Below are 22,645 nucleotides of genomic sequence, written 5' to 3'. Positions count from 1 at the left end.
TTTAGATCTAGAAATTGAATTTAACAAACAGTCATCTTTGTCAAAAGGCAATGTTTATTAAATTAAAATAGTGTTGGCTCATCTATGCTTTGAGCCAACACAGCCTCTATATCTTCATAATGTTCAAAAACTAAGGCATATCTAAACTCATCAAGCTTTTTTATATCTTCTACATCATTATATACAAAATCAGCCATAAACGCTACACTACTACTAGCCCTAGCACAGATAATAATATCACTAAATTTCTGCCTTAAAAGCGTAGCCTCTAACCTAAAAAGCTCCTCATCGCTTTCGCAAATTATCGCTCTATGGCTTTGGCCAAATTCTTTCATCACAAAAAATTTATCAACAAAAATCGCCCTAAAATGGCTAAATTTATCAAAACTATGAACCTTAAATCCTACGCCATACTCATCAAAAAACCTCATCACACAAACTAAATCTTTAATAAAAATATTAGGAAATTTAAGCTCACTATAGTAGTTGTTTTTAAATAAAATCGTAGTGTAAAAAAGCGATCCATTATCCATAAGCTCATAATGTAAATCGCTTAGACTATCATCGCTTAGACTTGCATGAGAAAAGCTAAGCCTATCAATCATCGCCTCATCATAGCTTAAAACTACCATATCATTTTCTGCCTCAAGTATCTGCATAAAGGCTTGGCTTAAATCTTGATTTAACAAACAAAGCGATTTAGGTAGATATAAGCATTCTAAAATCGAATTTTGCAATCTTGTAAGATGAACAAATCTAAGCTCCTTTTGAGCTGAGAGAAACCTCATCAATCTAAGCATTGCCATAACCACACTATCAACTTTAATAATAGCTATTTCATCATCTTTACTATTTAAACTAAGATCAGTAATAATAGCATAAGCACCACCCTTTATAGCCATCAATGCATCATCAATTGTAGCATTTAAGGCTAAATAAGCCATACCAACTTTAACGCTATTTGGATCTATACAAAATCCATTTATCATGCTAATCTTAGGACTATTTTTTAACTCGCCATTTACTAGTGTGGTTAGGTTTTCTATTCTCATTTATCCGACAATTGCTCCATTTTTTACTGGTGCGTGCGTACCAAGAAGTGTTAAGCTTCCATCCTCTGCGCTTAATATCATACCTTCGCTTAAATGTTTAAATATCTTAGCCGGTTTTAGATTTGCTAAAACGCAAACTTGCTTACCTACTAGACTTTTTGGCTCATAATATTTAGCTATTCCACTAATAATCTGTCTTGGTTTTTGCTCGCCTAAATCAATACTAAATTTAAGCAATTTATCGCTACCTTCTATATTATCACACTCTAGTATTGTTCCGACCTTAATTACACACTTTTTAAAATCATCAATCTTAATCTCTTCATCTTTAATTTTTGACTCCTCTATATTTACTACTGGAGGTGGAGTCATTAGCTCTTGTTCTATCTTGACAAATAAAGGAGTAACTGAATTTGCTTTAAAATTAACTAAATTTGAATCAATTATAAGCTCTTTAAAGCTTTGAGTGTCGATCTTAAATTCAAGAGCGTCTGCTATCTTTTGAGCTGTTTTTGGCATAGCTGGACTTAAAAGAATTGCTACTTTAGCTAGCAAATTTGCTACTAAAGCTACTAATGCATTTGCCTCATTTTCTTTACCATTTTTGATTAAATTCCATGGTTCATACTTAGCTATTGCAGCATTTGCTATATTTAAAACCTTCCAAAGCTCTTCTAAGTATCTATTTGGAGCGATATCTTCTAAGCTAGAAAGAGCTTGATCTATATGCGTTTTTGCCAATTCAAGTTCATTATGATAAAACTCTTTTACACTATTTGAGTTAATTACATTAGCTGAATATTTTGAACTCATACCCACTATTCTACTTAATAAATTTCCAAGATCATTGCTTAACTCACTATTTATGCGATCTATTAATGCTTTTTGAGAAAAGTCTCCATCTTGGCCAAATGGAACTTCTCTAAGCAAGAAGTATCTAAAAGCTTCTAGACCATATGCGTCAGCTACCTCTTTTGGATTTACTACATTGCCTAGGCTTTTACTCATCTTTACGCCATCTCTAGTCCACCAGCCATGCGCTGCTACGCTCACAGGTAGTGGCAGCTCTAAACTCATCAAAAATGCTGGCCAATACACAGCATGAAAGCGTAAAATATCTTTACCAACCATATGAAGGGTATTATTCCAATACTCCATTTTTTCTTCGCCCCTACTATATCCTAAGGCTGAAAGATAATTAACTAGTGCATCTAGCCATACATACATCACATGCTTTGGTTCATTTAAAGACTCAGGTAGCTTTATCCCCCACTCAAAGCTCGTTCTAGTAATAGACAGATCCTTTAATCCACCTTTAACAAAACTTATAACTTCATTTTTCTTACCTTTTGGTAAAACGCATTTGTCATCTTCATACCATTTTAAAAGTCTATCTTGATATTTTGATAATGCAAAAAAGTAGCTCTCTTCTTTAACTAGTCTAGTCTTTTTACCACAATCTGGACAACACTCATCATCTATTAATTGATTAGCAGCAAAGAAACTCTCGCAACTAACACAGTAGCTACCCTCATACTCGCCTTTATATATATCACCATTTGCAAGCATTTTAGCAAATACATTTTGACTTGTGATCTTGTGATAATCATCGGTCGTACGAATAAAATGATCATAGCTAATCTCAAATTCATCCCATAAAGCTCTGAATTTAGCACTAATCTCATCAGCATACTCTTTTGGACTTTTGCTACGACTTTTGGCTGCTTCTTCTATCTTTTGACCATGCTCATCAGTACCAGTTAAGAAAAATACATCATCTCCTCTTAAGCGGTAAAATCTAGCTAATGTATCACAAATTATTGTAGTATAAGCGTGCCCAATATGTGGAACATCATTTACATAGTATATTGGTGTTGTTATAAATTTCTTCATCATTATCCTTTAAATTTACTAAAAATCAAACTGGCCACCACGACCCTCGTTCATTTTCTCATATGTTGCATCTACATAGTTGCTTCTAATATTACACTCAAAAAAATCTCCACAATCCATACAGCTTGTTCTATTATTTGATGCTTGACACTGCCTAAGCTTAGCAATTGCTATATCAAACTGCAAAGTCACAAATTCCTTTATCTTATCACAATTAAAAACCCTTTGACACTCAGAGCAGTTTTGGCCAGCTGAGTTTTGAGCGATACACTCTTTAAGTAAAGCCTCCTTGGCATTTAGCTCACCCTCATTTATTCCTTTAAATTCAGTAAGTTTAGCCATTTCTTACTCTATCAATCTCAAATTTAGAACCAAAATAGCAAGGAGTAGTCTGATGAGTCTGCTCAATTTTAATATCTAATAAACTTAAATTTACTCCATTAGTTGTAGCCCCACCCGCTTTTTCATATATATAGGCAAATGGCAATACCTCAAAAGCAAGCCTAAGCTTACCATTTGGTGCATCTGGCGTAGATGGATAGCTAAATAATCCACCGCCTTTTAATAAAACTTGATGTAAATCACTTACCATAGCACCACTATATCTAAGTCTATAACCATCATCAAATAATGATTTTACCATAGATCTATGCGAGTCGCTCCAGCCTTTTTGTGTGCCACCTGTTGCATTTAATTTACCTTTTTCTTTTAATTCTAGAGTTTTAATAAATTTAAACTCACCATTTCTATCAAGTCTAAATAACTCTGGTTTATCTTCGCACACTACCATCTCAACTCTAGGTCCATAAACCGTATATATTGCTGCTACTAAATTTTTAGCTTCTAAAGAGTCTTTATAGATACCAAAAATTGACCCAACAGCAAAATTAACATCTACTAAGCTACTTCCATCAAGCGGATCATAAGCAATAATATATTTGCCATTTTTATCTATTGGCAGTGGCGACTCTTTTTCTTCACTAATAATAGCGCTTACACATTTTAACTCTTTTAGTCTATTTTCTATTATCTCATCGCTTAGAATATCAAGCTTTAGCTGAGTATCGCCAGTAGCATTTGAACTAGCTGCATAACCTAAATCACCATATTTTAATACTTCGCTAATTTTTATAGCGATATCTTGGACTGCTTTTATAATCTCTTGCATTTTATACCTTTTTTGCGTTTTTATCTATCCAATTTATAATTTTATCTATATCATCTAAGCCAAATTTATCCCCATCAGCACTAAACTCTGCTATATTTGTCGCAAACGCATTACTAAAAGGGATAAAATCCTCTATAATCTCATCTCTAAAAACTGTAATTCTAGGAAGTCTAATGCTTTTTAACCCCTCTATTATAAGATAATCAAACTCGCCAAAATGGTTTATTAAACTTGCCATCTCGCTCTCGAAATTCTCCAAATTTGGCTCAAATTTTTCACTTTTGGTTTTATGAGAGTCTAAACCAATCCGCTCATTACCACCAAAAAGTCCATTTCTTAAAAATAGTGTTGTTCTATTTGGACTTACAACTGCTACATCTGCGCCAATACTGCTATAGATATAGCTATCTTTACCTTCATAATCAAATTTAGCCTTATCTCCTGGATCGTGTTTGGTTATAGCAACCTTAAATCCACGACCTATAAGCTCTTTTGCTACCTTTGATATCAATGTTGTCTTGCCGCTTCCACTAGCCCCACTAAAGGCTACAGCTAATCTTTTAATGATATTTCCTTTTAAATTTACCTAATTTTAGCCAAAACAATCTTAAAAAACGAAATTAGTTAATCTTATTTAAAATCACTAATTAAATCGCTAAAAATCTTATAAAGCATCTCCACTTCGCTCACACCTACCCTCTCATCGACAGCGTGAATTCTATCATTTACTACGCCACACTCCACAACAGGTACGCCAAAAGCAGCAAAATATCTAGCATCACTTGTGCCGCCAGTAGTACTAAACTCTGGAGATATATTGCAAATTTTTTCTATACTAGATTTTAAATTTAAAGCAATTTTTGAGTTCTCATCAGTTAAAAATGGTTTTGAACTCTCCTTTAGGCTTAGCTCATAATCAAGCCCGTTAAAAATATGCTCACAATATTGCTTGACATCTTCATAGTTTGTTAAGTCTGAATTTCTAATATTAAACATTATCTTAAGCCCATTTGGAGTAACATTGCACACCTCCATACCGCCCCTAATATCAGTAATTACTATTTTTGAAGGGTCAAAATATCTGCTTCCAGCATCCATATCATACCCAGCAAAATCAGCTAATACAGCACTTGCTTGATGAATTGGATTTATGCATTTATCTGGATAGGCAGCATGACCTTGAACGCCTTTTATAGTTACTACACCATTAATCGATCCACGACGACCAATTTTAATTGTATCGCCAATCTTCTTAGCACAAGTTGGCTCAGCTACTATAGCAAATTCAGGCAACTCACCTATTTCTTGAAGATATTTTAAGGCCTCTTTTGTTCCATAGATTCCATCACCCTCTTCATCGCTAGTTATTATTAGGCTTAGCGTTCCATTAAATTCACTTGCATCCTTACATGCTTGAAGCATAGCAGCTACACCGCTTTTCATATCTTGAGCTCCACGAGCATAGATATATCCATCTTTATCAACTGGTTCAAATGGATCGCTACTCCATCCTTGTCCTGGAGGCACTACATCTATATGACCAGCAAAGCACAAATGCGCCCCATCGCCAAATTTTTTAGTAAGAATGAGATTTTTTATCCCATTAATTTCTAAAAGCTTTGCATCAAATTCATTCATAAATAGCGTGATATAATTCATCGCACCATCATCATCTGGTGTAATACTTCTAAATTTAAGTAACTCTTTTAAAAGCTCGATAACTTCCATTTTAACCCTTTAAAAATGTATTATATATTAGTATAATAGCAAATCCTGCCATTAAAATTGCTGAGATATAAGCAAATGCTATTTGCGCTTTAGCTCCTATAAATTTTTTAGAACGACTCACTATAAGCGATAAAAATATTACCCAGCTAGCAATACTGACAAATAATCCAGCAAGCCCCATAATAGCATTTGGCAAAAGTGCTACAATCCCGCTAACAGAGAGCCAAAAGCCAATTATATATGGATTTACTAAATTCATTAAAGCACCCTTAGCAAAACAGCTCCAAAATGAACCATTAAGCCCGCTTTTTTGCGTAGCTAAATTTCTAGCTCCATAAAATGTTAAATAGGCGATATACAATAAAAAAATAGATCCAAAAATAGCTAAAATTTGAGTTAAAAGCTCATTTTGGCTAAATTTCAAAACACCAAAGCTAATTCCAAATAGATATCCCATATCTACAGCCATCGCACCCAGTCCAACACCAAAGCCAAGGCTAAATCTTACTAAAGCATAGCTCATTATAAGCACATTTACTGGGCCAATAGGTACAGCTGCACCAAAACCCAAAGCTAATCCCTCTATAAATCCTTGCACTATAAACCTTTTAGTTATAATTTAACAACTTTTGAACCAAATCCACCCTCGCTTGGCGTACCATCTTTAAAGGCTTTTACACTAGGGTGTGATTTTAAAAACTCTTTTACTGCATAAGCTAGCTTGCCAGTACCGATTCCATGTTTGATTAAGACCTCATCAAAGCCAGCTAATAAACTATCTGATATAAATTTATCTAATCTATCTATTGCCTCTTCTGCACGTAGTCCATGTAGGTCAATCATCACGCTAGCACTTGTTGGTCTAGCTACGCTTACATTTACCTTGTTTTGGTTATTTAGCGGATCTTGACTAGTGATTTTAAGTAAAGAAATTGGCACTCTAAAGCTTACTCCATTGCTATCTATAGTTGCGTCATTTTTACTTAGGCTTACTACTACACCTTTTATCTTATCATACTTGACTCTATCACCTACTTTTAGTTTTGGTGGTTCACTTATAATCTCAGGTTTTTTAATCGATTTTGCCATATTATTTGCATTATTTAGGCTTCTTTGTTTATCTTTAGTATCTTTTAGATTTATACCTCTTTTTGCCTCATTTATAGCTTTGTAAAATTCAGTTTCTAAAGCATTTAATCTTGCTCTTAGCATATCATCAGCTTTTACTTTTGCCTCTTTAGCATCCTTTAAAAGCAGATCTAACTTTAGCTCTTTTTCTTTTATATTCTCAATTTTTAATTTTAGTTCTAATTCTAAATTTATCGCCTTTGAGATCATTTCATTTAAATTCTCTTTATCATCACCATATGCACTTTTAGCACTAGATACGAGATTTGCAGGAATTCCATATCTACTAGCAGTCTCAAAAGCATAACTTTTACCAATTATTCCTTTTAAAAACTCATACTTTGGTCTTGAGTGTTGCTCATCATATAAAGCTGCTAAAAGCTCAACTTCGCTATTTTTAGCTAGTAGCATAGCAAGGCGTTTATGGTGAGTAGTTATAACCATTTTAACATCATTTTTCATCATTGAACTAAGCAAAACACTATATAAGCTAGCTGCCTCTTCAAAGTCAGTTCCTAGCTCAATCTCATCAATACCAATTAATATCTGCTTTTTACCCAAAACTTTACTAAATCCAATCATTCTTCCAGCAAAAGTTGATATATCGTTTTTAGAGTTTTGCGGATCTTCTATGATAGCCTCAAATTCTTTAAAGCTACCAATACTAGATTTAGCACTATTTATACTCATTGGAAGTAGATACTTAGCCAGTAATGCCGCACTCATTATACTCTTTAAAAGCATACTTTTACCACCAGCATTCACCCCAGTTATTAGCAAAATTTTACCACGAAAATCCACACTAACTCTCTTTGGATTTTTTAGAGCCGGATGAGCAAACTCACTTAAAATTATATCTTTACTAGAGTTAGCAAGCACAAAATTATAGTCTCTACTCCTAGCAAAGTTTACCCTAGAAATTAAGCTATCTACATAGTCAAAAGCTGAGTTAATAAATTTCAAAAATGGTAAGTTTTTGCTAAATATTGAGCTAATTATCTTGGCATGTTCGTATAAAATCTCCTCTTTTTTATCTAGCAAATCGCTTTGCTGGCTCTTTAAGCTACTTACAATATCAGGCAAAACATAAAAATAACCACCACTACTCCTACTAATTACTGTACCCTTTAAAGCGTGATTAAATCCTCCACGAACCAATAAAGCCTCATTAGAGTTGATATAGTGAATTTGAGTATCTACTAAGTATGGAGTAAGGCTTTTAGTATAAATTAACTTTTTTAAACTCTCATCTATTTGGCGTTTTTTATTTTTATAAGCTTCGTTAATAGAGATAAGACGCTCATCAATGCTCTCTTTAAATTCGCCATTTTCATCAAAATATTGATCAATTTGTTCTATATTAGCTGGAATTTCGATTTTATCTAAATAACTACGCATTTTAGGAGCAAAATTTTGAGTTTTTAGATATTTAAAATACCCTATAATCTTACTAAACTCATATATCTCACTAATATGCAAAACAGCCTGTTTAGATAACCTCATTAGTGCATCATCTAGATTAGCTACCTCTTTTGGGCTTTTTAGATTAATTTGTGAAATCTCTTCTATTTTTTCATAATTTGCCCTGCTATCTCCACTTATAAAAAGTGGCTTAGGGCGAGATAAAAATTCATTATAAGCACTTAAATATTCATTTAAATCTAGCTTTTTAAATAGTTCTTTCATAAAATCCTACAAAAATTAATTTAAAACTCAATTATACTAATTTTGGCTTAAATCTATCCATTTTATGGGAATTTGAGTTAAATTCAACTTATTAAATTTAAATCCAAATTTAGATATTTATAAAATATATTAAATTACTTTATATTGACAAATAGCTATTTTATTGGTATAATTCTTGCATTAAAAGATTAATATATCTTTTTACTATATTTTAATAAGGAGATAAAAATGGCAAACTGCGCTATAAATTCATGTACAAGACTAGACCCAATTGACAAAGCTGGTCTAGAGGCTCTAATCAAAGCTGGAAAAGAAAATCCAGATGTTATCAAAACTCTAAAATGTCGCACAGTAGCTGAGGGTAAATTTCGCCACGCTAACTATATAAGAAATCTACCCGCATATATAGTAGATGAACCGCCTACGCTTTTAGGCGATGATACTGCACCAAATCCTAGCGAGGCTGTTCTTGCAGCACTTGGAAGCTGTATAGCTGTAGGAATTCACGCTAATGCAATAGCTCAAAATATAGTTATTACCAAACTTGAAGTCGAGCTTGAAGGTGATCTAAATATCACTGCAGTATGGGGAACTGGCGATCTAAGCGAAAAACCACTTGGATTTACAGATGTTAGAGTAAATGTAATACTAGAAAGCAATGCAGATGAAGAGAGAAAAAATGCTTTAATTGCTCACGCTCTAAAGTATTCACCAGTAGCAAATACTCTGCTTAGACAGGTAAATTTAGAAGCTAAATAAGGATAAAAAATGGCACTACAAAAATTAGCAAAATTAGCACACTTAATAGATAAAGAAGGTATATACCCTAAAGAGATATTAGAACAAATCGCCCAAAATGGCGATTTTGCCGTATTACAATCTAGAACAGATTTATATAAAGCTATAGAAAATATAGCCAAGATCTCTAAAATTTGCGGTACAAGTGGATTTTGCATGTGGTGCCAATTTGCTATCATCTACTACCTTATAAATAGCGATAATACAGAGTTAAAAAACGAGCTATTACCAAAGCTTTATAGTGGTCAAATTCTAGGTGGTACAGCACTTTCTAATCCTATGAAAGCCTTTGCTGGAATTGAAAAAAATCACCTAAAGGCTACAAAAGTAGAAGGCGGATATATCATTAATGGCAATCTTGCATGGGTATCAAATATTAGCGAGAATAGCATTTTTGGTGCTATTGCCTTAGATGAGAGCAATACGCCAGTAATGGGCGTTATAAGAGTTGGAAATAATGCTAAACTAAAATCATCTATTAAATACGCCACTTTAGAAGGCTCAGCCACAAAAAGCGTAGTTATAAAAGATTATTTTTTAAGCTATAATGATATTTTAGCTCAAAATATCTATGAGTATCTAGTGCGTATAACGCCAGGATTTATTCTATTACAAACTGGTATAGCAGCTGGAATTATCAAAGCAAGCCTTGAAGAGATTAACAAATCAAATGCAAGCCATGCTGATATTAATTCATATTTGGAATTTGATTTTAAAAGCTTGCAAGATGAGTATATATCTCTTTTAAATTTAGTTCAAAATTTAGCTAAAAATATTAATAATGTAAACCCTTTAGAGATTTTAGAGACTAGACTACTAGGTTCAAGATTAACCCAAAAGATTACATCAGCAGCGGTACTTTTTAGCGGTGCTAGAGGGTATTTAGAAGGTTCAAAAGTAGCACGCCTTCAAAGAGAAGGCAACTTTGTACTGATAGTCACTCCAAGTATCAAGCATCTTTTAAAAGAGATAAGCGAAGTAAAAGCTGGTAGGGGCTGTATAAATTCATGGAAAAGCAAGCTATGAATAGACGGAATGCTTTAGAATTTTTAGCTGGTTTTTTAGCTTTTAGTGCCTCAAATTGTGTGGCAAATAGTGAATTTAAAAACAAATTTAAAAAAGGGATAAAGATTGGATACCTACCAATCTGCGATCATTTATTAATAATTGCTAAGGATATATTTATTAGCGATACTCACGAGATAGTTGGGATTAAATTTGCTAGCTGGGCAGACCTCTCTGAAGCACTTAGGGCTGGAGCTATTGATGGGGCGTTTTTACTAGCTCCGCTTGGATTAATGCTAAAAGCTAGTGGTGTCGATATCAAAGTCGTAATGGCTGCCCACAAAAATGGCTCAGCGATAATTGCAAATCAAAATATAAATAGCATTAGCGAACTTGATGGCAAAAATGTAGGAATTCCCTCACGATTTTCTAGTCACTATTTTATTCTTGATAAGCTTATTAACAAGCATGGAATTAAAGTAAATTTAATCGATATGGCACCTACTGAGATGCCATTTGCTCTATTAACAGGTAGATTAGATGCATACATAGTAGCTGAGCCTTTTGGTCAACTTGCAGTCAAATACGGGGCTAAAAATTTGATTTTTAGCAAAGATATTGAGCCAAATCATATATGCTGCTTGCTAAATTTCACTAGCGAATTAATCCGTAGTAGTATAGCAAAAGAGCTAATCGCAGCTTTTAAAAGTGCTGCTAAATTTGCTAATTCTAGCCCAAGCGAGGCCGCAGTAAGTGGTGCTAAAATTTTAGGTCAAGAGTTAAATATAATAGATGATACAATTCAAAAAGGTATAATCTCTTATAATGATTTAAGCGTTAGCAAAAGCCAGCTAGAGGAGTTAAAGCAGTTTTTAATAAGAGTAAATTTAGCTAGTAATGAGCTAAAAAAACTTGATATTAGTAGCTATTTGGAGAGTGTGATATGAGATATTTTTGGCAGTTTATAGTGATTGCTGTAGTAGTGATTTTATGGGATATTTTTAGTTCAAATTTAATCCCTTCACCGCTTCGTACGCTTGAAGCATTTAATCAAATTATTACTAGTGGAGTCTTAAGTGTTGGTATAATTGATTCATTATATAGATATATTTTAGGGCTTACTTTTGGGGCTTTGGCTGGGATTGTGATTGGATTTATTTTTGGATTTTATCCTAAAATCGCTAGTGCATTTGAGCCACTTTTTAGTATTTTGCGGCCGATTTCACCTATTGCATGGGTGCCTATTGTGCTTATAATCTTTGGAATTGGCAATATGCCTACAATTTTTATAATTGCATATTCAGTATTTTTTCCAGTACTTTTACTAAGTATTAAGGCTATAAAAGATCTTCCAAGCGAACTTATAACTGTAGCTAAAAACTTTGGTGCATCAAGATTACAAATTTTTACTGGCGTAATACTGCCTTCAAGCTTTTTATCACTAATTTCAAGCCTACGCCTAGCAGCATCTTTAGCATGGATTAATCTTGTAGTAGGTGAAATGCTAGGTGCTCAAACTGGTCTTGGATATATGATAATTGATAGTAGAAATCAGCTAAGAATTGATATCTTACTAGCTGTAATTATAACAATTGGTATAATTGGAATGTTAATAAATTTAGCATTTGGAGTAATTGAAAAACAAACATCAAGGAGATATGGCTATGATAGAGATTAAAAATCTTAAAAAATCATTTGGTGATATATCTGTTTTAGATGATATAAATTTAAAAATCGATAATGGCGAGTTTTGTGTTCTTTTAGGCTCTAGTGGGAGTGGTAAAAGTACGATTTTAAAAATTTTAAGCTCACTTGAAAATTTTGATAGTGGAGAGATTAAATTTGATAACGAGAGCTTTAAAAACAAAATCCCAAACTCTAAAGAACGTCAAATAATAATGCAGCACTACTGCTTAATGCCGTGGCTTACTGCGCTTGATAATATTAAATTTGCCCTAAAATGCTCTGGCTTAAAAGATAAAAAACTAATAGATGAAATAGCCAAAAAATATCTAAGCCTAGTAGGATTAAAAGATAAGATGAATTTATATCCAAATAGCCTAAGTGGCGGCCAATCTCAAAGAGTTGCAATTGCTAGAGCTTTGAGTTTAGATCCAAAGGTGCTATTTTTAGATGAGCCTTTTAGTGCGCTAGATCCAGTAGTAAGAGCAAATTTACAAAGTGAGCTAAAAGCACTAATGCAAAATAAACAAGTTATCTTTGTAACTCACGATATTGATGAGGCTATACTTTTAGTGGATAAGATTGTCATTTTGCACGCTGGAAAAATAATCAAAGAGCTACAAAATCCTAAATTTACTCCAAATACTCCAAAGTATTTTGAGCTAAAATCAACCATTTATAAGCTAATAAACGGACAAGTAGAAGATATAGAATATATGATTTAAAAGATAGCCAAATTTGGCTATCTTTATTATCTTAACAGAGTTGATACTTGCTGAGCAAGCAGTGTCATATTGTGTGCTGCAGTTAGGGTTGTGCTATTTAGTAACAAATCTGCCTTGTTTAAATCGCTTAGATTTTTAACTACATCATTATTTTGTAGTTGTGATTCGCTAGACCTAGCTGAATTTGCTGCTGTAATACTAGCATTAATGTCACTAAGTAGCCCTTGCTGAGTACTACCAATATCTGTACGCATCGAATTTACACTATCTCTAAATGTTGCAATACTCTCTTGTGAGCTTACATCTATTGAGCTAATATTTGGAGCATTTAGTGAGATTGTCGTCTGTGAGCTTGATGTTTGAAAGTTCATAGTCGAACCAAATATATTTTGACCATTAAAGCTAGTTGAATTTAGCGTATCTTGCATAGATATTTTAAGTGCTTGAGCCTCTTTTGTAATAGCAGCTCTTGAGTTGCTATCCATAGCTAGGCTATTTGAACGAATTGATAATTCATTTATTCTATCAGCGCTATTGGTTAGATTTTGCAATGCACCATCAGCAATTTGCAATACACCAATTGCATCATTTGCATTATTTACCCCTTGAGATATAGCATTTGCATCGCTTAAAAGAGCATTAGCAATCACCATATTTGCACTATCGCTTCCGCTTATCGCACGATTAGCTGATATATTATCTAAAGCTTTATTAGCGCTATTTTTAGCATTATCTAGATAGTAATTTTGCATACTATTTGAGTAGTCATTTATCTTCATTTCATACTCCTTATTTTACTACTTTAAATTCTAACTAAATTTAGCTTAATTTTCACCTAATTTAGGGGTAAATTTAGTAAGTTTAGGATATAATCTCGCCACAAAATTTAAAGGAAATTCGTGGATAAAATCCCTGTAGCTTTGCTTATTGGTGCTAGTAGTGAAAGCTTAATTGCTATAGCTCATGCTAAAAAACTTGGGCTAAAAGTTGTTGCATTTGATATCAATCCTGCAGCACCAGGACTAAAAGAAGCTGATATATCATATAACGAAGATATCGCAAATCCAAATAAAATAATAGCAATTTTAGAGCGTGATGGGCTAATACCAGCAGTGATTTTACCTGTACCAATTGGCAGATGTCTTAATACTATTGGTGCTTTAAATGACTACTATAAGCTTGATGGCTTTAGCTTTGAGATGGCTGATATTTGCACTGATAAGCTCAAATTTGCCCTAGCACTTACGGGGGGGGGTTCTGGGTTGCAAATAAAGCCAATAAAAAATTTAAGAAATGCTAAATTTAAACTAGTTAGGCCAAATTTAGATATCAGCGAGTTTAAATTCCCGCTAATAATTAAACCTAGATTTGGTAGTGGAAGCAAAGATGTAATAGCTATAAAAGATGCTATTGAACTAGAAAATATCTTAAAAGATAGCAAATTTACAAAAGAGGATTTTATAATTGAAGAGCTTATAGATGGTATAGAGTATGGGCTAGATGCTGTGGTGATAGATGGCGTCTTTCATCATATTTTAATGCGTCAAAAGTTCATTACTCCTCTACCTTACAGGCAAGCAATTGGCAACATTAGTACCAGCGAAATTCCAGCTGTAAGCAAATATATACAAGAGATTATCGCTACTTTAAATATTGATAACACTTTATTAAATGCTGATCTCATCATTACTCCAAGTGGTGAGCCATTTATTATCGAGCTAGCTACTAGGCCAAGCGGACACCATCTAAGCAAATTTATCGAGCTTGTAACTGGAGTAAATCCTACTAAAGAGTGGATAAATCGTAGTCTAAATTTACCTTATAGCTTTGAGGTTAAATTTCTTAAAAATATGATAATTCGTTATTTTGACCTTGAAGGTGAGTGTCAAATGGCTGAATTTGACACTCTTAAAGATGAACTAGGAATAATCGACTACCAATGCCATATCAGCTCACCACTAAGCAAGGTCATAGATGGTGCAAGTATAATGAGTAGAGGCTATGCTATCATAGAAGCTAACTCTAAAGAGGAGTGTATGAATAACGCTCAAAAATTAATATCAAATTTTAAAAGGATTAAAAAATGAATCAAGAAGTAATAAAGGCCCAAGAAGATGCCTACGAACTATGGGGTAAGCATGTAAGTAGTGGAATGCTACTATATCCTAATGAGTATCTAACTCGTTATATATATGCTAATCGCAAAGAATTTAAAACTATTTTAGACTTTGGGTGTGGAGATGGTAGGCATCTTGAGATGATGGCTAGGGCTGGACTAGAGCATATAATTGGTGTAGATTATAACCGCTCAGTACTAGATGTAGCTAAGCAAAGATGCCAAAAATATAACATAAAATGCGACCTATATCAAAACAATCAAAATAAAAAATTAAAAGAGCTAATAAAAGATGAGCTAGACTGCGTAGTCTGCTGGGGGATAACCCTTGCTAATGCACACTATGTAACTAGCGATATGTTTAAACAGTTTGCTAGTGTATTAAAACCTGGCGGAAAAGTAATAGCCACTTGGAGAACACAAGAAGATTCACTATATGGCAATGGAAAAGAGATTGAAAAAGACACATTTATAATAGAGCGTGATAGCCATAAAGGAATGCTATATTATATACCAAATTTAGATGATATAAAAGCGATTTATAAAGATGCTGGGCTGGAGATACTTAGCATAGATGGCGAGAGATTTACCACCGATAATGGCTCTATAATAAACTCATGGCATATAATAGAAGCTAAGAAAATTTAAAGGATAAAAATGAGAAATAGCGTAGAAGATTATAAAGAGCATTTTGAGCTTTGGGAAGATTTAGTTTTAGCTGGAGATAGAGTCTATCCAAGTGAGCCTGTCGTGCGTTTTGCTTTTAAGAATAAATTTAAAAGCGTTCTAGACTTTGGCTGTGCTAATGGTCGCCATCTAGAGTGCTTTAGCCGTGCAGGTGCTACTAGATTAATTGGTATCGACCTAAATCAAAAGCCACTAGATTTAGCCAAAGCTAGGCTAAAGCCGATCATAACAGCTCGTGGTGGAGTATTAGAACTTTATAGCAATAAAAATCGCTCAATAGATGAGATTTTAGGCGATACAAAGCTAGATGGTATAATTGTCTATGAAATGATATATTTATATACGCCAAATATCGCTTTGGAGATTTTAAAATCACTAAAATCTCATCTAAATGAAAATGGTAAAATTTTAATAAATTTTGTTTCAACTGATGATAGTCTAAAGAGCGATGCAAAAGTGCTTGGAGAAAATTTATATGAGATTACTGAACCAACTCATAAGGGGCTTATTTTTAGCTTTTATAGTTTAGATATGATTAAAGAGATAATAAATAGCGCTGGCTTAAAAATCATCAGCATAGAAAAGAACCATTTTTGGCTAGATAATGGCGCTATAAAACACGACTATATAAATATCCAAGCTACACCAATAAACTAAATTTAAGCCCTAACTTGGGCTTAAATCTCAAATTACATTCTAAATTCAACCGATAGCTTATGCGCCTCTAACCCTTCAGCATCAGCTAGAGCCATACAAGCACTTCCAAGCTCATCTATTGCTTTTTTATTCATCGATATTATAGAGCTTTTTTTGATAAAATTACTCACGCTCAAAGGTGAGAAAAATCTAGCGCTTCCACCAGTAGGAAGTGTATGATTAGGCCCAGCTAGATAATCCCCGATAGCCTCAGGCGTATAATGACCTAAAAAGATTGCCCCAGCATGCTTAATGCGTGGCAAATACTCATATGCATTATCTGTAGCAATTTCTAAATGTTCTACAGCTAAAGCATTCATCAGCTCAACACACTCATCCATATTGTTTGCTATGATAATAGCAGCTTTATTATCTATACTAGCTTTAGCGATCTCATATCTTTTTAAATTTGGTAATAATCGCTGAATTTCATCATTTACTTTTTTTGCAAAATCAGCACTAAATGTAATCAAAAAGCTACTAGCAATCTCATCATGCTCAGCCTGACTTAATAAATCAATAGCTATATGAGTAGGGTTAGCACTCTCATCAGCTATTACACCTATCTCGCTTGGTCCTGCTATCATATCTATATTTACATCACCATATACCATCTTTTTTGCAGTAGCGACAAAGATATTACCAGGGCCTGTAATTACATCTACTTTTTTAATAGTTTGCGTACCATATGCCATAGCAGCAACAGCACTAGCACCTCCAACCTTATATGCAGTTTTGATTCCTAAAAGATGCATAGCTGCAAGCAAGAGTGAATTTACCTCTCCGCCTACTGCTGGGGTACAAACTACTATTTCCTTAACTCCAGCCACTATAGCTGGAACTGCATTCATTATTAGCGAGCTAGGATAGGCAGCTTTGCCACCTGGAATGTATAAGCCAGCACGATCTACTGGGGTAACTTTTTGGCCTAGTATAGCACCACTTGGCTCAAAATCTATCCATGATTTTTCTACTTGCTTTTCGTGATAAGCTTTTACTCTTTTATATGCTAGTTCTAAAGCATCTCTTAGTTTGCTATCTAGATTATCATAGGCCTCTTTCATCTCATTAGTGGTTATAGCTAAATTACCATTTACTTCCCACTTGTCAAATTTAGCTATCTGCTCATTTAAAGCAACATCGCCACGCTCTTTAATATCATTAATAATTCCATTTACAATTGGCATTACGCTTTGCATATCTATATTTGATCGATCTACTAATGCTCTAAATTCATCTTTAAAATTTACTGCATTACTATATAAAATTTTCATAAACATCTCCTTAAAATTGTAAATTATATCCTATTTTAGCCAATCTAAATCTAACAATCATCACTAATCTCAAAGACTAACTCACTTTTTAGCTTAGTTTTTCTAATCTCTAATAGACTTAGATTTGGAAATTTAATCTGCATTAATTCATCAAAATTACTAGCTTTATTAAGTGCTAAATCACGCAAAATCAATCCACGATAATGCTTGGCAAAGTGGCTGACAACTTTACTATTTTTTAAAAATTTCATAGTTATATATGGGGTTTTTATACTATAAAATTTATCATAATATCCAGCCCTAAGATCAAGTATATCCTCACCTTCTAAAATCTCATCTAATATTTTATCAAGTCTTGGTTTATAATATTTTGCGCTATCTATTTGTGATATTTTTTTACCTTGTTTGAGTTTATAAAACTGCACATAATCTCCAGCTTTTAATACTCCATAAAGATTAGAAAAGATAAGTAAATTTTCATCTATATATCTAGATGCTACTTCATCTAAATTTAAATAATCTAACGCTTCATATGCAACTCCATCATACATCAAAATAGCTTTATGATAGATTTTTTGCATCATTAAATTTTTTATTTTGGCTATATCACTAGTACTTTTTACGCCAAAAATATCTCCTAAAATACTCTCATCTTGACTATTTACTATATCATAATACTTTTGTAATATCTCATCTCTATCGCAAATTATTGAATTAATAGGCGAGTTAAGTGGATTTGGGGTTGGCTTCTTAGCTTCACTTGGAGAAAATAGGATCTTCACGCTCTAACCTTTGAAATTCACTCTTTAAACTCTTATATTGCTGCATAAATGGAACCCCATGAACTCTAGTATAAGCAATTGTAGTAATAAAATTTGTATCTCTCTCCCATCTTGGAACAAGATGATAGTGTATATGCTCAGCTATACCAGCGCCAGCTGCAGCCCCTAAATTCATCCCAATATTAACACCACTTGCATTTAGGATATTTTTTAATACAGCTACACCTTTTTGGACTATTGCGCTTATCTCTAGCCAGATATCTGGATTTAAACTTTCGATATTATCTATATGTTCATAAGGAATAACCATAAACTCACCCAAAGTATATGGATATCTATTCATCACACCAAAGCAATTTTTAGCTCTAAATAGTACAAAATTTTCAGCATCATTTTGTGGATTTTGAGCTATATCGCAAAATATACATTTGCTACTCTTATCCCTACTAAAATACTCTGCCCTCCAAGGAGCAAACTCATCTTTCATTTTTTATCTCCATTACAGCCTTATAAATGTCATCTTGACGCATAAAATGCTCACCGATTAAAAATCCCTTAACGCCATTTTGATTTAAATTTAAAAGCTGCTCATATGAGTACAAGCCGCTTTCTGCTACTATTACTCTATCAGTTGGGATATTCTCTTTTAATCTTAGACTTAGACTCATATCCATATCAAATGTAGCTAAATTTCTATGATTAATCCCTATTAGCTTAGCATCAGTTTGTAGAGCTTTTTCTAAATCTTCTTCATCATGAATCTCCATCAATACTGTTAAATTTAGCTCATTAGCATAATCTGATAGCTCTTTTAAGCTGTTTACATCTAGGGCCTTAGCAATTAATAATATAATATCTGCGCCATAAATTCTAGCCTGGGCTATCTGATATCTATCTATAATAAAATCTTTCCTAAGCAAAGGCAAATTGACAAATCTACGAATTAAGCCTAAATACTCCAAACTACCCATAAAATAATATGGCTCAGTTAATACACTTATAGCCCATACACCAGCTCGCTCATATTCTAATGCTATCTTTAAAGGATTAAATTCAGCACAAATAACGCCCTTGCTAGGACTTGCCTTTTTAACCTCAGCAATTATATTTATTCCATTTTGCAAGCTATTAAGCGGATTTAATGGAATGCGTGAGTGATTAAGCACTCTTTTAAGCAAAGCAAACGGTAACTCATTTTTTTGCTTTTCTAGCTCAATTTTAGTTTTATCTATAATCTTTTGAAGTATCATCTTGCCTCTTTTATACATTTTTTAATCTGATTATAATGGATTTTAAACTCCTTTTGTTCTAGGTATTCAGGCGTTATCTTATCTATCCACTCCTTGGCCTCATCACATCTTTTAAGTTTATAATAGCCCCAAGCTACAGAGTCTATTATATATGGCGACTTAGGATTTAGCTCATAAGCCTTTAGTGCTAGTTCAAGACCTTTATAGATGTTAATATCATGGTCAATTAATATATATCCATAATAATTATAATATACTGAATTATCTAACTCATAAACAGACTCTTCAAAAAGTTTTATAATCTGTTCTATATTTTTAGTTTTGCTAAATTCATATTTATATATCGCCATTTTGGCTTTATAATCTTTATTATCAGTTAGCTCATAAAGCTGCTCTGCTAAGGCATAGGCCTCTTTATATTCTCCTAGCTGAGCGTAAATTTGTGAGAGCAAATCATCGTTAAATTCATACTTTTTAAGTAATCTTTTGGCCTCTTTAAAATTCTCTTTATATAGCAAAATCTCAAGCGCATTAACAAGATACTGGCTAGCCTCATTTTCTAAATATAGCTTTTCATAAATTTTTACCATATTATCAAAATCGGCTAAATTTGAGTATAAATCTAGCAAAACATAGCAAGTTCTTTGACCGCAACCATTTTGGTTTATCCACTCATTTGCAATCTTAGTAGCCCCAATACTATCGCCTAAGAAATCGTTAAAAATGCTAACTATACGAATCATATTATCTTCACTTTTATCAATTTCATATGCTCTTTTATACAGCTTTATAGCACGATTTTTATCATCTTCAAAAGCATAGATATTAGCTAATAAAATATAATTTTGGCTACTTTTATCTTTTTTGATTAACTTTTTAGCAAGCTGCTTAGCCTCTTTGAGTTCATAAATTGACAAAGCATAACCGATTTTTAGCCTTAGCGTTTGAGCGTCATCGCCCTTTAGCTCATCCATTAATTTATATAACGAATTTGATTTTGTACTTAAAGCTAGTTTAGCAGACTCTTTTAAAAAGACCTCATTTTGACTCTTTTGATATAATTGATAGAATAAATCACTAGCATTTGCGACTTCTCCATTTTCTATCATTAAATAAGCACTCATAATATCTAAATCGCTATTATCTTCTACATCATAAATGGTGCTAAAATGCGGCTGACCTACTCCACAACCACACAAGAAAAAAGCTAAAGCTATAACTGCCTTACGCCAATACATTCCATCTCCAACTCTTTATAATTTTTCTTAAAATGTTCCCAAAATGGGAAAGTTCTACACTGCTTAGGCCTAAATTCATATATAGAGCAATTTTTATTTTTCTCATCAAAGAATATACACGCCCAGCCATTTTGATATGGTTTTTCTTTAATACTATACTTATTATCAAATTTTTCTAAAAATATCTCTTTAATAAGCTCTGGCTTATAACCTAAATATTCACTAAGTTTTTTTATCTCATTATCATCAATCCAGATATATCCACTCTCGCCAGTACAGCATTTACCGCCACATTCATCGCACTTACTAGAGTCAAACTCATAATTAAATCCATCTTGTTTTAACACTCATAAACCTTACTTATAGTATTTGCTTTTTTAAAAATTTCACTAGCTTCTAAGCTAAAATTATCCCCATCAAAAACAATCAAAGGTGGCAAAATCTCACATAGAGATTTACTACTTTTTTTAGCCTCAAATAGTGCTAGTTTGGCGTTTTGACCTCTTTTAGAATGGACAAATTTAAGCTTTGTTAAATTTAGTTTGAATTTAACCAATAATGCTAAAATCAATCCAATTTGCTTTGCATCATAGCAAAAATACAGCACACCTTTTGGTTTTAGATTTCTATTAGCCCCAGCTAAAAACTGCTCAAGACTTAAAGAGTCGTTATATCTTGAGTTTGCTATATGTTCATTTTGACTTTTTGTTACTCCAAAGTGATAAAATGGCGGATTAGATATAATAAAATCAAATTTAATCTCGCTTCTAAATTCACTAAAATCTTCAGCAATAAACTCTGCAGCAATGCCATTTACACTAGCATTATGCTGGCTAATTTGTACATTTATAGGGTTTATATCTATACCTTTTAAGATTACACTGCTATCACGAGCAACCAAAAGCCCTAAAATCCCACATCCGCATCCAACATCTAAAATATCACCCCTAAGCTTACTAGCGCTGATAAAATCATATAAAAATAGAGTATCGCTATTATAGCGATATCCATTTTGAAGCTGATAAAGCTCAAGCTGACTCATTAGTATCTCTATTTATCTCTTGGGTTTTGATATTTTTTATTAGCTCTTCATAATATTTTTTTTGATTTTCTATCTCTTTACTATGCTCTTTTTTATTCATTTCAATAGTATCTTTAGCTTTTTTTATAATAGTTGCAATTTGTGAGTTTAACTCACTATTTTTAATCTCTAAGTCTGTAATTTTTGAGTTTAATAGCTCATAATTTGCCAGCTTTTTAGTATTATTCATATCGCTTTTTAGGCTTAAAATTTGTGATTTTAAGCGTTCTATCTCTTTATCTTTACTGGCTGTTTTTTTCTCTAGTTCATCTATTTTTTGTGCGCTTTTATTGGCGTCTCTTATGTTAAATTCAATCTTTTTTCTTAAATCAATTATTGAATCTTTATACTCTTTTTCTTTATTTTTTAACTCTTTTTTATAATTAATCTCTTGATTTACTAGTTTTGCATTTAGGCTAGCAATTGTCATATTTTGATCTTTTAGACTCTTTTCATACTGCTCTTTTATCTTTTTATCGCTTGCAGTTTGAGTAGTTTTATAGCTATTTTGTAGATCTTTTTTGAGCTCTTTTAGCTCTTTTTCTTTATTATCATTTATATTTTTTATAGTTAAATTTAGCTTTTTTATCTCTGAGTTTTTACTATTTAATTCATTAAAATACTCACTTCTTTGTCTATCGATTTGCGCTTGGAG

Annotated in this window: 25 protein-coding genes; 8 read left to right on the top strand and 17 right to left on the bottom strand. The window is 32.9% G+C overall.

Features of this window, described 5'->3' with window-relative positions; all coding sequences use genetic code 11:
• Positions 1-62 precede the first annotated feature (62 nt).
• The 8 genes from J6V67_RS03705 to J6V67_RS03670 all read right to left on the bottom strand — a co-directional run bounded on the left by J6V67_RS03705 (position 63) and on the right by J6V67_RS03670 (position 8,655).
• Positions 63-1,052, bottom strand: coding sequence for a hypothetical protein (locus J6V67_RS03705; RefSeq protein ID WP_291858937.1), 990 nt, complete (start codon positions 1,050-1,052; stop codon positions 63-65).
• Complete coding sequence (gene metG, locus J6V67_RS03700; protein WP_291858935.1) at positions 1,053-2,945, bottom strand: methionine--tRNA ligase; 1,893 nt, start codon at positions 2,943-2,945, stop codon at positions 1,053-1,055.
• Between the two features lie 18 nt (positions 2,946-2,963).
• Complete coding sequence (locus J6V67_RS03695; protein ID WP_291858933.1) at positions 2,964-3,287, bottom strand: hypothetical protein; 324 nt, start codon at positions 3,285-3,287, stop codon at positions 2,964-2,966.
• The gene (locus tag J6V67_RS03690) at positions 3,280-4,113 is read right to left on the bottom strand and encodes a class 1 fructose-bisphosphatase (protein WP_291858931.1); all 834 of its coding nucleotides are present in this window, start codon (positions 4,111-4,113) and stop codon (positions 3,280-3,282) included. The genes J6V67_RS03695 and J6V67_RS03690 overlap by 8 nt, the downstream gene beginning before the upstream one ends.
• 1 nt (position 4,114) lies before the next feature.
• Positions 4,115-4,678: a molybdopterin-guanine dinucleotide biosynthesis protein MobB gene (locus tag J6V67_RS03685; protein WP_291858939.1), complete on the bottom strand. Its 564-nt coding sequence runs from the start codon at positions 4,676-4,678 to the stop codon at positions 4,115-4,117.
• A gap of 65 nt (positions 4,679-4,743) precedes the next feature.
• Positions 4,744-5,841: a succinyl-diaminopimelate desuccinylase gene (gene dapE, locus J6V67_RS03680; RefSeq protein ID WP_291858929.1), complete on the bottom strand. Its 1,098-nt coding sequence runs from the start codon at positions 5,839-5,841 to the stop codon at positions 4,744-4,746.
• 1 nt (position 5,842) lies between these two features.
• Positions 5,843-6,439 carry a LysE family transporter gene (locus tag J6V67_RS03675; RefSeq protein WP_291858927.1) on the bottom strand — a complete coding sequence of 199 codons (597 nt, stop codon included), beginning with the start codon at positions 6,437-6,439 and terminating at the stop codon, positions 5,843-5,845.
• A gap of 14 nt (positions 6,440-6,453) precedes the next feature.
• Positions 6,454-8,655: an endonuclease MutS2 gene (locus J6V67_RS03670; protein WP_291858925.1), complete on the bottom strand. Its 2,202-nt coding sequence runs from the start codon at positions 8,653-8,655 to the stop codon at positions 6,454-6,456.
• A gap of 228 nt (positions 8,656-8,883) precedes the next feature.
• Here J6V67_RS03670 and J6V67_RS03665 point away from each other — a divergent pair, with 228 nt between their 5' ends.
• From J6V67_RS03665 to J6V67_RS03645, 5 genes are read left to right on the top strand one after another with little or no spacing between them, the layout of a single operon-like run.
• Positions 8,884-9,414 carry an OsmC family protein gene (locus J6V67_RS03665; RefSeq protein ID WP_291858923.1) on the top strand — a complete coding sequence of 177 codons (531 nt, stop codon included), beginning with the start codon at positions 8,884-8,886 and terminating at the stop codon, positions 9,412-9,414.
• Between the two features lie 9 nt (positions 9,415-9,423).
• Positions 9,424-10,479, top strand: coding sequence for an acyl-CoA dehydrogenase family protein (locus J6V67_RS03660; RefSeq protein WP_291858920.1), 1,056 nt, complete (start codon positions 9,424-9,426; stop codon positions 10,477-10,479).
• The gene (locus J6V67_RS03655) at positions 10,476-11,405 is read left to right on the top strand and encodes an ABC transporter substrate-binding protein (RefSeq protein WP_291858918.1); all 930 of its coding nucleotides are present in this window, start codon (positions 10,476-10,478) and stop codon (positions 11,403-11,405) included. Before J6V67_RS03660 ends, J6V67_RS03655 begins: the two co-directional genes overlap by 4 nt.
• On the top strand, positions 11,402-12,136 hold the full coding sequence (locus J6V67_RS03650) for an ABC transporter permease (RefSeq protein WP_291858916.1): 735 nt from the start codon (positions 11,402-11,404) through the stop codon (positions 12,134-12,136). Before J6V67_RS03655 ends, J6V67_RS03650 begins: the two co-directional genes overlap by 4 nt.
• Positions 12,123-12,866, top strand: coding sequence for an ABC transporter ATP-binding protein (locus J6V67_RS03645; RefSeq protein ID WP_291858914.1), 744 nt, complete (start codon positions 12,123-12,125; stop codon positions 12,864-12,866). Before J6V67_RS03650 ends, J6V67_RS03645 begins: the two co-directional genes overlap by 14 nt.
• A gap of 26 nt (positions 12,867-12,892) precedes the next feature.
• Here J6V67_RS03645 and J6V67_RS03640 read toward each other — a convergent pair whose 3' ends face one another.
• Positions 12,893-13,645: a flagellin gene (locus J6V67_RS03640; protein WP_291858912.1), complete on the bottom strand. Its 753-nt coding sequence runs from the start codon at positions 13,643-13,645 to the stop codon at positions 12,893-12,895.
• Positions 13,646-13,765: 120 nt separating this feature from the next.
• Here J6V67_RS03640 and J6V67_RS03635 point away from each other — a divergent pair, with 120 nt between their 5' ends.
• From J6V67_RS03635 to J6V67_RS03625, 3 genes are read left to right on the top strand one after another with little or no spacing between them, the layout of a single operon-like run.
• Positions 13,766-14,953, top strand: coding sequence for an ATP-grasp domain-containing protein (locus tag J6V67_RS03635; RefSeq protein ID WP_291858910.1), 1,188 nt, complete (start codon positions 13,766-13,768; stop codon positions 14,951-14,953).
• Complete coding sequence (locus J6V67_RS03630; protein WP_291858908.1) at positions 14,950-15,630, top strand: bifunctional 2-polyprenyl-6-hydroxyphenol methylase/3-demethylubiquinol 3-O-methyltransferase UbiG; 681 nt, start codon at positions 14,950-14,952, stop codon at positions 15,628-15,630. Before J6V67_RS03635 ends, J6V67_RS03630 begins: the two co-directional genes overlap by 4 nt.
• Positions 15,631-15,639: 9 nt before the next feature.
• Positions 15,640-16,326, top strand: a complete 687-nt coding sequence (locus J6V67_RS03625; RefSeq protein ID WP_291858907.1) for a methyltransferase domain-containing protein — start codon at positions 15,640-15,642, stop codon at positions 16,324-16,326.
• Between the two features lie 32 nt (positions 16,327-16,358).
• On the opposite strand, the gene hisD is transcribed toward J6V67_RS03625, so the two are convergent.
• The 8 genes from hisD to J6V67_RS03585 form a co-directional block, all read right to left on the bottom strand.
• Positions 16,359-17,639, bottom strand: a complete 1,281-nt coding sequence (gene hisD / locus J6V67_RS03620) for a histidinol dehydrogenase (protein ID WP_291858905.1) — start codon at positions 17,637-17,639, stop codon at positions 16,359-16,361.
• Between the two features lie 50 nt (positions 17,640-17,689).
• Positions 17,690-18,421, bottom strand: coding sequence for a YaaA family protein (locus J6V67_RS03615; protein WP_291858903.1), 732 nt, complete (start codon positions 18,419-18,421; stop codon positions 17,690-17,692).
• On the bottom strand, positions 18,396-18,908 hold the full coding sequence (locus tag J6V67_RS03610) for an HIT domain-containing protein (RefSeq protein ID WP_291858901.1): 513 nt from the start codon (positions 18,906-18,908) through the stop codon (positions 18,396-18,398). Before J6V67_RS03610 ends, J6V67_RS03615 begins: the two co-directional genes overlap by 26 nt.
• Complete coding sequence (gene trpC, locus J6V67_RS03605; RefSeq protein WP_291858898.1) at positions 18,898-19,671, bottom strand: indole-3-glycerol phosphate synthase TrpC; 774 nt, start codon at positions 19,669-19,671, stop codon at positions 18,898-18,900. Before trpC ends, J6V67_RS03610 begins: the two co-directional genes overlap by 11 nt.
• Positions 19,668-20,909 (bottom strand): hypothetical protein, encoded by a 1,242-nt coding sequence (locus J6V67_RS03600; protein WP_291858895.1) that lies wholly within the window; start codon positions 20,907-20,909, stop codon positions 19,668-19,670. The genes trpC and J6V67_RS03600 overlap by 4 nt, the downstream gene beginning before the upstream one ends.
• On the bottom strand, positions 20,885-21,256 hold the full coding sequence (locus J6V67_RS03595) for a YkgJ family cysteine cluster protein (protein WP_291858892.1): 372 nt from the start codon (positions 21,254-21,256) through the stop codon (positions 20,885-20,887). The genes J6V67_RS03600 and J6V67_RS03595 overlap by 25 nt, the downstream gene beginning before the upstream one ends.
• On the bottom strand, positions 21,250-21,951 hold the full coding sequence (locus tag J6V67_RS03590) for a methyltransferase (RefSeq protein WP_291858889.1): 702 nt from the start codon (positions 21,949-21,951) through the stop codon (positions 21,250-21,252). Before J6V67_RS03590 ends, J6V67_RS03595 begins: the two co-directional genes overlap by 7 nt.
• Positions 21,938-22,645, bottom strand: a 708-nt coding sequence (locus J6V67_RS03585) for a hypothetical protein (RefSeq protein WP_291858886.1), incomplete at its 5' end; no start/stop codon positions are given. The genes J6V67_RS03590 and J6V67_RS03585, both read right to left, overlap by 14 nt.

Origin of the sequence: Campylobacter sp. (assembly GCF_017646085.1) — a bacterium.
Lineage (GTDB): Bacteria > Campylobacterota > Campylobacteria > Campylobacterales > Campylobacteraceae > Campylobacter.
Note: the sequence above shows the minus strand (reverse complement) of the source record. Positions and strands in the feature narration are given on the sequence as shown.

Coding starts and splice junctions, on each gene's coding strand:
- hisD (WP_291858905.1), bottom strand. CDS start 17,639: ATGAAAATTTTATATAGTAATGCAGTAAATTTTAAAGATGAATTTAGA.
- J6V67_RS03665 (WP_291858923.1), top strand. CDS start 8,884: ATGGCAAACTGCGCTATAAATTCATGTACAAGACTAGACCCAATTGAC.
- J6V67_RS03695 (WP_291858933.1), bottom strand. CDS start 3,287: ATGGCTAAACTTACTGAATTTAAAGGAATAAATGAGGGTGAGCTAAAT.
- J6V67_RS03610 (WP_291858901.1), bottom strand. CDS start 18,908: ATGAAAGATGAGTTTGCTCCTTGGAGGGCAGAGTATTTTAGTAGGGAT.
- J6V67_RS03690 (WP_291858931.1), bottom strand. CDS start 4,113: ATGCAAGAGATTATAAAAGCAGTCCAAGATATCGCTATAAAAATTAGC.
- J6V67_RS03650 (WP_291858916.1), top strand. CDS start 11,402: ATGAGATATTTTTGGCAGTTTATAGTGATTGCTGTAGTAGTGATTTTA.
- J6V67_RS03660 (WP_291858920.1), top strand. CDS start 9,424: ATGGCACTACAAAAATTAGCAAAATTAGCACACTTAATAGATAAAGAA.
- metG (WP_291858935.1), bottom strand. CDS start 2,945: ATGAAGAAATTTATAACAACACCAATATACTATGTAAATGATGTTCCA.
- dapE (WP_291858929.1), bottom strand. CDS start 5,841: ATGGAAGTTATCGAGCTTTTAAAAGAGTTACTTAAATTTAGAAGTATT.
- J6V67_RS03640 (WP_291858912.1), bottom strand. CDS start 13,645: ATGAAGATAAATGACTACTCAAATAGTATGCAAAATTACTATCTAGAT.
- J6V67_RS03590 (WP_291858889.1), bottom strand. CDS start 21,951: ATGAGTCAGCTTGAGCTTTATCAGCTTCAAAATGGATATCGCTATAAT.
- J6V67_RS03600 (WP_291858895.1), bottom strand. CDS start 20,909: ATGTATTGGCGTAAGGCAGTTATAGCTTTAGCTTTTTTCTTGTGTGGT.
- trpC (WP_291858898.1), bottom strand. CDS start 19,671: ATGATACTTCAAAAGATTATAGATAAAACTAAAATTGAGCTAGAAAAG.
- J6V67_RS03625 (WP_291858907.1), top strand. CDS start 15,640: ATGAGAAATAGCGTAGAAGATTATAAAGAGCATTTTGAGCTTTGGGAA.
- J6V67_RS03630 (WP_291858908.1), top strand. CDS start 14,950: ATGAATCAAGAAGTAATAAAGGCCCAAGAAGATGCCTACGAACTATGG.
- J6V67_RS03645 (WP_291858914.1), top strand. CDS start 12,123: ATGATAGAGATTAAAAATCTTAAAAAATCATTTGGTGATATATCTGTT.
- J6V67_RS03670 (WP_291858925.1), bottom strand. CDS start 8,655: ATGAAAGAACTATTTAAAAAGCTAGATTTAAATGAATATTTAAGTGCT.
- J6V67_RS03705 (WP_291858937.1), bottom strand. CDS start 1,052: ATGAGAATAGAAAACCTAACCACACTAGTAAATGGCGAGTTAAAAAAT.
- J6V67_RS03655 (WP_291858918.1), top strand. CDS start 10,476: ATGAATAGACGGAATGCTTTAGAATTTTTAGCTGGTTTTTTAGCTTTT.